The organism is Marinobacter sp. bablab_jr008 (assembly GCF_016464145.1).
GTDB classification, from domain to species: domain Bacteria; phylum Pseudomonadota; class Gammaproteobacteria; order Pseudomonadales; family Oleiphilaceae; genus Marinobacter; species Marinobacter nauticus.
The window spans coordinates 77,879-90,861 of record NZ_JACDWW010000062.1 but is presented as its reverse complement, the minus strand read 5'-3'; the positions used below and the strand labels follow the sequence as shown (position 1 = coordinate 90,861).

Annotated in this window: 8 protein-coding genes; 7 read left to right on the top strand and 1 reads right to left on the bottom strand. The window is 57.5% G+C overall.

Annotated elements, in window-relative coordinates; genetic code table 11:
- Positions 1–104: 104 nt before the first annotated feature.
- From aroK to JIF53_RS12280, 7 genes are all read left to right on the top strand, one after another.
- Complete coding sequence (gene aroK, locus JIF53_RS12310) at positions 105–695, top strand: shikimate kinase AroK (protein WP_014420573.1); 591 nt, start codon at positions 105–107, stop codon at positions 693–695.
- Positions 664–1,761, top strand: a complete 1,098-nt coding sequence (gene aroB, locus JIF53_RS12305; protein ID WP_199452597.1) for a 3-dehydroquinate synthase — start codon at positions 664–666, stop codon at positions 1,759–1,761. Before aroK ends, aroB begins: the two co-directional genes overlap by 32 nt.
- A gap of 31 nt (positions 1,762–1,792) precedes the next feature.
- A complete protein-coding gene (locus JIF53_RS12300; RefSeq protein ID WP_199452596.1) occupies positions 1,793–3,298 on the top strand; it encodes an AAA family ATPase in 1,506 nt (501 codons plus the stop codon).
- A gap of 171 nt (positions 3,299–3,469) precedes the next feature.
- Positions 3,470–7,918, top strand: a complete 4,449-nt coding sequence (gltB, locus tag JIF53_RS12295; RefSeq protein ID WP_199452595.1) for a glutamate synthase large subunit — start codon at positions 3,470–3,472, stop codon at positions 7,916–7,918.
- 76 nt (positions 7,919–7,994) lie between these two features.
- The gene (locus JIF53_RS12290; RefSeq protein WP_011784353.1) at positions 7,995–9,413 is read left to right on the top strand and encodes an FAD-dependent oxidoreductase; all 1,419 of its coding nucleotides are present in this window, start codon (positions 7,995–7,997) and stop codon (positions 9,411–9,413) included.
- Between the two features lie 129 nt (positions 9,414–9,542).
- The gene (gene hemE, locus JIF53_RS12285) at positions 9,543–10,613 is read left to right on the top strand and encodes a uroporphyrinogen decarboxylase (protein ID WP_199452594.1); all 1,071 of its coding nucleotides are present in this window, start codon (positions 9,543–9,545) and stop codon (positions 10,611–10,613) included.
- 308 nt (positions 10,614–10,921) lie between these two features.
- The gene (locus JIF53_RS12280; RefSeq protein WP_023011676.1) at positions 10,922–11,290 is read left to right on the top strand and encodes a PilZ domain-containing protein; all 369 of its coding nucleotides are present in this window, start codon (positions 10,922–10,924) and stop codon (positions 11,288–11,290) included.
- A gap of 293 nt (positions 11,291–11,583) precedes the next feature.
- Here JIF53_RS12280 and radA read toward each other — a convergent pair whose 3' ends face one another.
- Positions 11,584–12,960, bottom strand: a complete 1,377-nt coding sequence (radA, locus tag JIF53_RS12275) for a DNA repair protein RadA (protein ID WP_011784357.1) — start codon at positions 12,958–12,960, stop codon at positions 11,584–11,586.
- Positions 12,961–12,983 lie beyond the last annotated feature (23 nt).

Genomic DNA, 12,983 nt, shown 5'->3' with positions numbered 1-12,983 from the left:
CCGGCGGTTTTTTTGTTCCGGGCTTGTTGCCCGATACCGAGCCGCTTATGGATTGCCGGTCCTTGTGCTATTCTCACCCGCCTGAAACCTGTTGAGCGGAAATTATGTCTTTGCCCAAACGTGTTGTTCTGGTTGGGCCCATGGGGGCTGGAAAAAGCACCATTGGCCGGTTGCTGGCCAGGGAGCTCGGCTATCGATTCCTGGACTCGGACCGGATTATCGAAGAGCGATGTGGTGCCAATATTCCCTGGATCTTCGATGTTGAAGGTGAGGACGGTTTTCGTCAGCGTGAAACCTCAATGCTTGAAGAGCTGTCCAATGAGGTGGGCACGGTGCTGGCGACCGGGGGCGGTGCCGTCATGCGTGCTGAAAACCACGGATTGCTGAAAAAGAACGCTGTGGTGGTTTACCTTAAAACGTCCATAGACCAACAGGTTGAGCGCACACGCAAGGACAGGAACCGACCGTTGTTGCAGAACGACGATCCGGAAGGCGTGTTGCGCAGGCTGTTTGCGATTCGGGACCCGCTCTATACCGAGTTGGCGGATATCGTTATGTTTACCGATCGTAAAAGCCCCCGTCTTGTGGTTCGGCAACTGGTGAACCGAATCAATCCTAAAACGCCCCGCCACAGAAGACAGCGGCGGAAAGAGGGCAGGCATAATGCACAAGGCACTTCGAGAGCTGAAGGTTGAGCTCGGGGAGCGCAGCTATCCGATCATTATCGGGCAGGGGCTGCTGGGCTCGTTTGACCTGACACCCTGGGTGGCAGGCCAGCAGGTCATGATCGTAACTAACGATACCGTTGGCCCCCTGTATCTTGAGAAGGTGAAAGGCTGTTTTCCCGGCAAGGCCATTGACGTAGTGACCTTGCCCGATGGAGAACAGTTCAAGGATTGGCAGACGCTTAACCTCATTTTCGACGCGCTTCTGGAAAAACGACATACCCGCAAAACGACACTCGTTGCCCTGGGCGGCGGCGTTGTGGGTGATATGGCGGGTTTCGCGGCGGCCTGTTACCAGCGTGGCGTTCCCTTCATACAGGTTCCAACCACGCTGCTCTCTCAAGTGGACTCGTCTGTTGGGGGGAAAACAGGGATAAATCACCCGCTTGGCAAGAACATGATCGGTGCTTTCCATCAGCCGCAGGCGGTGCTGATCGATACCAACAGCTTGCAAACACTGCCGGAGAGGGAGGTGTCTGCCGGTCTCGCAGAGGTGATCAAATATGGCCTGATTCGGGACGAGTCTTTCCTGGCCTGGCTTGAGGATTCCATGGAGAGCCTGTTGCGACTTGATGCTGAGGCATTAGGTGAGGCCATCTATCGTTCCTGTGTCTGTAAGGCGGAAGTTGTTGCGCTTGACGAACGAGAGGGTGGGTTGCGTGCAATCCTCAATCTTGGTCATACCTTTGGTCATGCCATTGAAACCTTTGCTGGCTACGGCAACTGGTTGCACGGTGAAGCCGTGGGCACGGGTATGATGATGGCAGCCGATCTCTCTGTGAGAGAGGGGCTGATCTCGGCGGACGACCGGGCCCGGGCGGTTGCCCTGATTCGGCGCGCTCGTTTGCCTGAGTGGGCACCGAGCGGCATGACATCAGAGGACTTCATGAATCTGATGTCCGTGGACAAGAAGAATGTGGATGGTCGGCTACGGTTGGTTCTCCTGAAAGCAATAGGTGATGCCTTTATCACCGAGAATGCCTCCGCTGACAACATCCGTGATACCTTGAGGGCATTCCTGCCACAGGCAGGCTGATGGGCTCTGAGTTTCGAAACAGGGACAGCGTGTGACTCAAGAATCCTTGAACAGTTCCGATGGTGGGGGGCTTTTCCCTCGACTCCAGCAGCGATACGGTCTTCGAGACAATCCTCTCGAGATGGAAACGCCGTTTTTCCCGGATGCCATGCGTCAGCACGCTTTGGAGACGTTGCGCCATCTTTGTGGGTTCGGGGACATGGTGCTGGTTCTGACCGGTGCGCCGGGGGCCGGTAAGACCCGGGTATTGGCAGAGTTGGTGCGCAGCGAGTCCTCAAGGCTTGATTTTCATCGAATTCCCGCGTCGGCGCTTACCAGCCGCCAGGCTCTCGCGCGTTACCTGAAACAACTGGCAAAATCCGGGATACCGGCAGACTCTGAGCCCAGAGAGGCCGTTTATCGCTTTTTTCGCTGGTCCGAATCCGGCCTCCGCCGAGGTCACCGGCAAGTGCTGCTGATTGACGATGCAGACCGGGTTGAGTCGGATGTTCTGAATCTTCTGGTAGCAGGCTTTGTGGCATCAGAACGGTCTGTTTCTGCCGTTCCGATTCTGGCCGGAACCGAGCAGGTCTGGCGCCAGTTGGAAGATCGTCCGGATTCCGCTTATGCGCATCACCTGAACCTGCCTCCGTTAAGCCGCGAAGATATCAAGGCTTATCTCGAACCCAGGGTTCACCGGGCGGGTGGTTCTCTGTCTGAGCTGCTGTCGGCCTCTCGGCTGAAAAAGCTTGAGGTGTTGAGCCAGGGCAGCTTTGGTCGACTCAAACGTGTTGCACCGGGTGTTTGGCTGGACATGGTGCCGTCGTCTGCAACGGCCTCCTCAAAAGCTGGTTTTACGGTTGCGCATTTGCGGTGGCCTGCGCTGGGGCTGCTATTGCTGGCGGCATCCTGGTGGTTTGTTTCCCAGCAATACGAGAGCACGGTTCAGCGACAGGCTGGCGCCGAGGTTGAGCCTGAGCCAGTCCGTAAGAGCATTACCATTGGTCCGGGTACTGAGGAGCCTGAGCCGGAAATAGCGACTTTGATTGCGCCTGCGGGCAAAGATGAGTCTGGCGTTCCGGGCGAAACCAATGCTACTGAAGATTTGACACAGCCTCTGCCTGAAACAGAGATTGTCCCAGAGCCAGAGCCAGAGCCAGAGCCAGAGCCAGAGCCAGAGCCAGAGCCAGAGCCAGAGCCAGAGCCAGAGCCAGAGCCAGAGCCAGAGCCAGAGCCAGAGCCAGAGCCAGAGCCAGAGCCAGAGTTTGTGCCAGCTAACCCCGTTAAATTTGTGGCACTTGAGCAGTTACGCCAGCGTAAAGGTTGGACGCTGCAGCTTGTTGCAGGCAATCAGGAACAAACGGTGTTGAATGTACTGCGTCGAGCGCTCGAGGATGCGAATTTGAGCTACACCAAGGGTGAGCGCCTGGGCTTACCTTGGTTTATGCTGGTTTATGGTCAATACTCTAGCCGAGAAGAGGCAGGTGCGGCGGCGGCTAGTCTGCCCGACGCGCTGAGGATCTCGAATCCTTGGATTCGACCCTACGAGGATTACTGATGTCTGCACCATTCCGGTGCGCTTTAGGTCCCAAACTACGAAAAAAATTGTATACGTAGTTTCACGTGTGTAAAATCCCTTCCCCCTTTTTTTCGGTGTCAGCGTATTTTTTGCACTTTTTTGGTGCAGGAGTGTCGCTGGCGGGAAGCATTTACACGCGAGAGAACGCTTATGACAACAGGCTTGTATCATCCTGATGAGTTCAGGGACAACTGCGGTTTTGGCCTGATTGCCCACATGAAGGGCGAAGCGAGCCATAAGCTGTTGCAGACAGCCATTGAATCTCTGACCTGCATGACCCACCGGGGCGGCATTGCTGCCGATGGCAAGACCGGTGATGGTTGTGGCCTGCTTATTCAGAGCCCCAAGGCCTTCCTCTATAAAGCTGCCCAGGCAGCCTTCGGCAAAAAACCTGGCGACTTGTTTGCAGTTGGCCAGGTTTTTTTGGCTAAGGACGACGCAAAAGCTTCTGCAGGTCGAGCAGCTATAGAAAAAAGGCTCACAGATCAGGGGCTTGAGGTTATGGGCTGGCGGGAAGTGCCGGTTGATGACAGCTGCCTGGGGCCGATGGCTTTGGACTGTCTGCCGCGCATTGAACAGGTGTTTGTAGAGCCTGGCGGTAAGGCCGAGAAAGAATTCGCGATCAGCCTGTTTGTGGGGCGCCGTCATGCCGAGCGGGATATGGCGGAAGACCCGGAATTCTATATCTGCAGTCTTTCCCACAAGACATTGGCCTACAAAGGCCTGATGATGCCCGCAGATCTGGCCAACTTCTACAAGGATCTTGGTGATCCGGATCTGCAAACGGCCATCTGTGTTTTCCACCAGCGCTTCTCGACCAACACCATGCCGCGTTGGCCACTGGCGCAGCCGTTCCGGTTCCTGGCCCATAATGGTGAGATAAACACCATCGACGGTAACCGTAACTGGGCAATTGCCCGCGCAGCCAAGTTCAGCTCACCGGATTTGCCGGATCTGCAGACCCTGCAGCCGCTGGTTAACCTGACTGGCTCTGACTCCTCAAGCATGGACAACATGCTGGAAGTGCTGCTGGCAGGTGGTGTTGACCTGTTCCGGGCGGTGCGCATGATGATTCCGCCTGCCTGGCAGAATGTTGATACCATGGATTCTGAGCTGCGGGCCTTTTACGAGTACAACTCCATGCATATGGAGCCTTGGGATGGCCCTGCGGGCCTGGTAATGTCAGATGGCCGTTATGCGCTGTGTATGCTGGACCGTAACGGTCTGCGTCCCGCACGCTGGGTGATTACCAAGGACGATTTCATCACCCTGGCCTCGGAAGTGGGTACCTACAGCTACTCACCGGACGATGTGGTGGCCAAGGGGCGTGTTGGTCCTGGCCAGATGCTGGCCATCGATACCGAATCCGGCGAGGTCCTGCATACCGGGGATATCGACCAGCGGCTCAAAAAAGCCCAGCCCTACAAGCGCTGGCTCAAGGACAATGCACTGCGAGTCGAGACCACGCTGAATCAGGCGACCCCGGAATTCAAGCTGATGGAATCCGAAGAGCTTCTGGTTCATCAGAAGATGTTCAATATCTCGTTTGAAGAGCGGGACCAGGTGCTGCGCCCACTGGCTGAGAGTGCCCAGGAGGCGGTCGGTTCCATGGGGGACGATACCCCGATGGCGGTTCTGTCCAGCAAGGTGCGCCATGTGGCGGATTACTTCCGGCAGAAATTCGCGCAGGTCACCAACCCGCCCATTGATCCTCTCCGTGAGACCATCGTCATGTCTCTGGAGACCTGTCTGGGCGCGGAACAGAACGTTTTCGAGGAGTCTCCGGAGCACGCTAACCGGATTATCCTGACCACGCCGGTGCTGTCGCCGGCCAAGTTCCTGAAGATCAGCAATAACGATCGCCCGGGATTTGAGGTGGCAAAAATCGCCCTGAGCTATCGCCCGGAAGAGGGCTTGGAGCAGGCGGTTCGTCGGGTATGCGACGAAGCCGAAAAAGTTGTGCGTGATGGCAAGGTGTTGCTGATTCTAAGCGATAAGGACCTGGCTCAGGGCGATCTCCCCATCAATGCCCTGATGGCCACCGGAGCTGTGCACCATCACCTGGTGGCGAGAGGTCTGCGCTGTGATTCCAACATCATCGTTGAGACCGGCTGGGCTCGGGACCCGCATCACTTTGCGGTACTGTTCGGATTTGGTGCTACGGCGGTCTACCCGTACCTGGCGTACCAGATCCTGAACGATCTGATTCGCACCGGCGAAATGCTGATGGATCCGATCGAAGCCAAGAACAATTACCGTAAGGGCATCAACAAGGGCTTGCTGAAGATCCTGTCGAAGATGGGTATCTCCACCATTACCTCCTATCGCGGTGCCCAACTGTTTGAAGCCATTGGTCTTGCCGACAATGTGGTAGACCTGTGTTTCAAAGGCGTCCCGAGCCGGATTCAGGGCGCCGACTTCTTCGATTTCCAGCAGGATCAGGAGCAGTTGGCCGCGGTTGCCTGGAAGCCCCGTAAGCCTATTTCCCAGGGCGGCCTGCTCAAGTACGTGCATGGTCAGGAATACCACGCCTTCAACCCGGATGTGGTGGGCAAACTGCAGGATGCCGTGATCAGTGGCGACTATGGCACCTACAAGGAATACGCCGGTCTGGTCAATGAGCGCCCGGTTGCCACCCTGCGCGACCTGTTGGTGTTCCGTGAGGGCATCCAGTCAATTGACCTGAGCGACGTGGAGCCAGTGGAAAACATTTTCCCGCGTTTTGACTCTGCGGCGATGTCTCTCGGTGCCCTGTCGCCGGAGGCGCACGAGGCTCTGGCCGTGGCCATGAACACGCTGGGTGGTCGTTCCAACTCCGGTGAGGGCGGCGAAGACCCGGCTCGTCACGGCACTAACAAGCGTTCCAAGATCAAACAGGTGGCTTCCGGTCGTTTCGGTGTGACCGCTGAGTACCTGCGTAGCGCCGATGTTATGCAGATCAAGGTGGCTCAGGGTGCCAAGCCGGGTGAAGGCGGCCAGTTGCCGGGCGGTAAGGTGAATGACCTGATCGCGCGCCTGCGTTACTCGGTGCCGGGTGTCACCCTGATTTCGCCACCGCCGCACCACGACATCTACTCCATTGAAGATCTGGCGCAGCTGATCTTCGACCTGAAACAGGTGAACCCGGAGGCGCTGGTGTCGGTCAAGCTGGTATCAGAGCCCGGGGTGGGCACGATTGCCGCGGGCGTTGCCAAGGCTTATGCCGACCTGATTACGGTTTCCGGTTATGACGGCGGTACCGCAGCCAGTCCGCTGACCTCAATCCGCTACGCAGGCTCCCCCTGGGAGCTGGGCCTGACGGAAACCCAGCAGGCGCTGCGCGCCAATGATCTGCGAGGCAAGATTCGCCTGCAGACCGACGGCGGCATCAAGACTGGTCTGGACGTGGTGAAAGCCGCGATTCTGGGCGCGGAGAGCTTTGGCTTCGGTACCACTCCGATGGTGGCGTTGGGTTGTAAATACCTGCGGATCTGCCACCTGAATAACTGTGCGACGGGGGTCGCGACACAGAACGACTATCTGCGCGAAGAGCACTTCAAGGGCACCGTGGAAATGGCCATGAACTTCTTCCGCTTTGTGGCGGAGGAAACTCGCGAATGGCTGGCGAAGCTGGGTGTGCGTTCTCTGGAAGAGTTGGTCGGCCGTGTTGACCTGCTGGAGCGTCTGCCGGGTAATACCGAGCGCCAGAAGAAGCTGGATCTGACCCGTCTGCTGCAGAATGACCACATTCCGGCTGACAAGCCGCACACCTGTCAGATTGAACGCAACAAGCCCTTCGATGAAGGTAAGCTGGCGGAGCAAATGGTGCAGGACACCGCTGCTGCCATCGCCGAGAAGTCCGGCGGTGCCTGGAGTTACCGGGTGACCAACTGTGACCGTTCCATTGGTGCACGCCTGTCTGGCGAGATTGCCGCCCGTTACGGCAATCAGGGCATGACCGATGCGCCCATCACCCTGGACCTGACCGGCACCGCTGGCCAGAGTTTCGGTGTCTGGAACGTCGGTGGTCTGAACCTGATTCTGGAGGGTGATGCTAACGATTACGTGGGTAAAGGCATGACCGGCGGTAAGCTGGTAGTCAAGCCGCCCCGTGGTAGTGATTTCGAGACCCAGGAAACCTCCATTGTCGGGAACACCTGTCTGTATGGCGCAACTGGTGGCAAGCTGTTTGCGGCCGGCACCGCCGGTGAGCGCTTTGCGGTTCGTAACTCCGGCGCCCATGCCGTGGTTGAAGGTGCTGGCGATCACTGCTGCGAATACATGACGGGTGGTCTGGTCACCGTGCTGGGGTCCACCGGCTACAACTTTGGTGCCGGCATGACCGGCGGGTTCGCCTATGTGCTGGACCTGGACAACACCTTTGTGGACAAGTACAACCATGAACTGGTTGAGATCCAGCGTATTTCCCGTGAAGACATGGAAGCCTACCGGAACCACCTGCGTGGCGTGATCCGGGAGCACATCTCCGAAACCGGAAGTGCCTGGGCAGAGCACCTACTTGAAGATTTCGACGATTACATCGGCCGTTTCTGGCTGGTCAAGCCCAAGGCCGCGAACCTTCGCAGCCTGCTGGCAAGCACCCGCGCCCGTCCGGAATAACGGGCAGGTCCAACAAGGTTGACGGGTTGCACTCCGGTGCGGCCCCCGTCGAAATCGAGCTGATGAGAGTGGCAACATGAAAGAACGTCTCAACAATGACTTTCAGTTTGTGGAAGTTGGGCGGGTAGACCCGAAGAAGGTGCCTGCCAAGAAGCGCAAAAAGGAATTCGGGGAAATCTATCACCCGTTCAGCGAAACCCATGCGGCCTCCCAGTCCCATCGCTGCCTGGCGTGTGGTAACCCGTACTGTGAATGGAAGTGCCCGGTACACAACTATATTCCGAACTGGCTGAAGCTGGTGTCGGAGGGCAACATCATGAAGGCGGTGGAGCTGTGTCACCAGACTAACTCCCTGCCGGAAGTCTGTGGTCGTGTGTGCCCGCAGGATCGCCTGTGTGAAGGTGCCTGCACCCTGAATGATGGCTACGGCGCGGTTACCATCGGTTCTGTTGAGAAGTACATTACCGACACCGCATTTGCGCTGGGCTGGAAACCGGATATGTCCAATGTCACCTGGACTGACAAGAAGGTGGCTGTGATTGGCGCTGGCCCCGCAGGGCTTGGTTGTGCTGATGTTCTGGTGCGCAACGGCGTCAAGCCTGTGGTGTTTGATCGTTACCCGGAGATCGGTGGCCTGCTGACCTTCGGTATTCCTGAGTTCAAGCTGGAAAAATCCGTCATGTCCCGCCGCCGCAAGGTGTTCGAGGAGATGGGCGTGGAGTTCCGTCTGAGTACCGAGGTGGGTAAAGACGTTCAGTTGAACAAGATCCTGGAAGAGTTCGATGCCGTCTTTATGGGCATGGGTACCTACACCTACATGAAAGGTGGGTTCCCCGGTGAGGAGCTGCCGGGTGTCTATGACGCCCTGCCGTTCCTGATTTCGAATGTTAACCGTCGCCTGGGTTTCGAGAAAAAGGAATCTGACTTCATCGATATGAAAGGCAAGCGTGTTGTGGTGCTGGGTGGTGGTGACACCGCTATGGACTGTAACCGGACTTCCATTCGCCAGCAGGCCGAGAGCGTGACCTGTGCCTATCGCCGCGATGAGGCCAACATGCCTGGTTCCCGTCGGGAAGTGGCCAACGCGAAAGAGGAGGGAGTCAAGTTCCTGTTCAACCGTCAGCCCATCGCCATCATCGGTGAAGACCGCGTTGAGGGTGTAAAGGTAGTCACCACGGAGCTGGGTGAGCCGGACGAAAACGGCCGTCGCCGTCCGGAAGTGGTTCCGGGCAGTGAGGAAGTGATTCCGGCTGATGCCGTGCTGGTAGCGTTCGGCTTCCGCCCGAGCCCTGCACCCTGGTTTGAAGAGCTGGGCGTGAACACGGACGACTCCGGTCGGGTTACTGCGGCAGAAGAAGCCGAATTCCCGTTCCAGACCAGCAATGCCAAGATTTTCGCTGGTGGCGACATGGTGCGTGGCTCGGATCTGGTGGTTACCGCAATCTGGGAAGGACGTCAGGCGGCCGAAGGCATCCTGGACTACCTGGACGTTTAACGCTGGATTGACCAGAGTCAGAAAGGGCGGCTTGCTAAGGGTAAGCCGCCCTTTTTTATTCGTGCAAACGGGGTATCATTGCTCCCCATTGTCTCTGACCAATTTTTACCGACGAGAACGGGAAACTCTATGACCGAGCTGAAGAACGATCGCTTCCTGCGTGCCCTGATGCGCCAGCCTGTAGACCGCACCCCGGTGTGGATGATGCGCCAGGCAGGCCGCTACCTGCCGGAATACCGCGCAACCCGGGCCAAGGCCGGCGACTTCCTCAGTCTGTGCAAAAACACCCCGCTGGCCTGTGAGGTTACCCTGCAGCCGCTGGAGCGTTACCCCCTGGATGCCGCCATCCTGTTTTCGGACATTCTGACCGTTCCCGATGCTCTTGGGCTGGGTCTCTATTTCGAAACCGGCGAAGGCCCGAAATTCCGTAAGGTCATTCGTTCGGAAGCAGATGTGGATGCACTGCCCAGGATGAATGCCGAGTCTGATCTGGACTACGTGATGAATGCGGTGTCTACCATTCGCCGGGAGCTGAATGGCCGCGTGCCGCTGATCGGTTTCTCTGGCAGTCCCTGGACTCTGGCTACCTACATGATTGAAGGTGGATCTTCCAAGACCTTCTCGGAGGCCAAGAAGTTGATGTACGGTCAGCCGGAGGTGATGCATCGTCTGTTGGACCATCTGGCGGATTCGGTCATTGACTACCTCAATGGCCAGATCAAGGCCGGCGCCCAGGCTGTGCAGATTTTTGATACCTGGGGTGGTGTGTTGAGCAGCTGGGCCTATGAAGAGTTTTCCCTGCGCTACATGAAGAAGATTGTTGATGGTCTGATTCGTGAGAGCGAAGGTCGCCGTGTGCCGGTGATTGTTTTCACCAAGAACGGTGGTCAGTGGCTGGAGTCTATCGCTGATTGTGGCGCCGATGCTGTGGGGCTGGACTGGACGACGGACATCGGCAACGCCCGTGCCCGCGTGGGCGACAAGGTGGCCCTGCAGGGCAACATGGACCCGGCCATGCTGTATGCGCCGAAGGCGCGGATTCGTCAGGAGGTGGCGGATATCCTGAAGCGCTATGGTTTTGGCTCGGGGCATGTGTTCAACCTTGGGCATGGGATTACGCCGGATGTGGATCCGGAGCATGCCGGGGCGTTTATTGAGGCGGTTGTTGAGCTTAGTGGGCAGTATCACCAGCGAAGCTAAACTAGGAGATTGCCGTCATTTGTAGCCTGCGAGCTTGGTGCTTGCGGGCTGGTGGAACGGCCTCCGAAAAACCGCTACGAGCACTTCCCTGTGCGCTTCTCTCCGGCCATCCATGGCCTCCGACATTTTTCGGAGGCCGTTCCACCAGCCCGCTAATCAACCCTCTGGAAGTATCCTCTCTAGAATGGATGCAGCGTTTTCGGACGGTGGCTTCTCTCGCTGTGGTTGCTGGAGGTTCTTTGCTGTACTCCCTTTTGTGCCCGGTCTATAGTCATAGAAAGCAATGACTTTTGATCCGGAGCATTCCCTTGTCTGCTAAAACCTCAGAAAAACGCCGGTTTCACCGAATCAGTTTCGATGCCCCCTGTGAGCTGCATTGTCAGGACCAGGTGTGGTCAACGGAGGTGTTGGATATTTCCCTGAAGGGTGTGTTGGTTCAGCGGCCAGAAGGCTGGAAGGTTCCGTTGAATAAGCCCTGTGAGGTGGTGATTCACCTGAATGAACATGAAGCTGCGATTGTGATGGCGGTGGAGCTGAAGCATGTGGAGGATCATCGGCTGGGATTTCGCTGCCAGTACATTGATCTGGACAGTGCATCGCATTTGAAGCGGTTGGTAGAGCTGAATCTGGGGGATCAGGCGCTTTTGGAGAGAGAGTTTGCGCATCTCATTGATTGATAGTTTTGCGGGGATTTGATGTGGATAGGTCCAATGTTTGGTTATTGCGGGCTATTTCACTCAGGTTGCTAGGCTGGTGTTGGAGAACGCTTCAAAAAATTTCGGAGGCCATGGATGGCCGGAGAGAAGCGCACATGGGTGAGGCAAGCGTTTATGAAGCGAAGCTTCATGTGCAGCCGAACGACAGCAATCTATGATTGCTGGCCGGACCCGCTTGCGGGGGCTCGTAGCGGTTTTTTGAAGCGTTCTCCAACAGCAGCCCGACGCTAAAGCCAGAAGGCTAGGGTCACAACTCAAAGCTCCTCAAGAGCCGAAAGAGCATCCGAAAGCTTTGTCACCGGAATCACCTTCATGCCATCAACGGGCTTACGCGGAACGTTGGCCTTGGGCACCAAAGCCCGGGTAAAACCGTGCTTGGCCGCCTCGTAGATACGCTCCTGGCCGCTTGGTACCGGCCGGATCTCGCCAGACAAGCCAACTTCGCCAAAAATAACCAGGTCCTGCGGCAGCGCCCGGTTCCGGAATGACGAAACCACAGCTGACAGCAAAGCAAGATCCGCACTGGTTTCGTTGACCTTCACACCGGCCACCACATTTACAAACACATCCTGATCGGCCACATGCATGCCGCCATGGCGGTGCAGCACGGCCAGAAGCATCGCTAAGCGGTTCTGGTCAGTCCCTACCGCTACCCGTCTAGGGTAGCTCCCCTGGGCCATGTCCACGAGGGCCTGAATCTCCACCAGCATCGGCCGAGTGCCTTCCCAGACCACCATCACCACGCTACCCGGCGCCGCTTCCTCGCCTCGATTGAGGAAGATGGCGCTGGGGTTTTTCACTTCCTTCAGACCTTGTTCCAGCATCGCGAACACGCCCAGCTCATTAACCGCGCCGAAGCGGTTCTTGATGCCGCGCAGGGTTCGGTAGCGGCTGTCGCTGGAGCCTTCTAGCAGGATCGAGCAGTCAATCATGTGTTCGAGCACCTTCGGCCCCGCCAGGCTGCCATCTTTGGTGACGTGCCCCACCAGCAAGAGGATGGTGCCGGTTTGCTTGGCGAAGCGGGTCAGAAAGGCGGCGCTTTCCCGCACCTGGGATACCGAGCCTGGGGCGGATTCAATGTCCGCCACATGCATTACCTGGATACTGTCGATTACCAGAATGCGGGGTTTCTCCGCTTCCGCCACCTGCATCAGGCGTTCTACGGAGGTTTCCGAGAGCATTTTCAGGTCTTTGGTGGGCAAGCCCAGGCGCTTGGCGCGCATGGCCACCTGTTGTAGGGATTCTTCACCGGTGACGTACAGCGCTGAGTGTTTCTCGGCCAGTTGGCAAACCGCCTGCAGTAGCAGGGTACTTTTGCCCGCGCCGGGGTGACCGCCCATGAGTACCGCCGAGCCTTCCACCAGGCCGCCACCCAGGACACGGTCGAATTCCTGCATGCCGGTGCTGATGCGTGCCTGCTCTGCCAGACTGACTTCGTCCAGGCTTTTTACCTCCGACAAGCTGCCGGCATAACCCTCAAAGCGGGCGCTGCGAGCACCTTTGCCGGGGCCTGAGACGCCGCGTACTTCGCTGATGGTGTTCCAGGCCTGGCAGGCGGTACATTGGCCCTGCCACTTGGAATAGTCGGCACCACACTCGGTGCATACAAAGGCGGTTTTGGCTTTGGCCATGGGCATGGTTCCGTGTCGGGCAG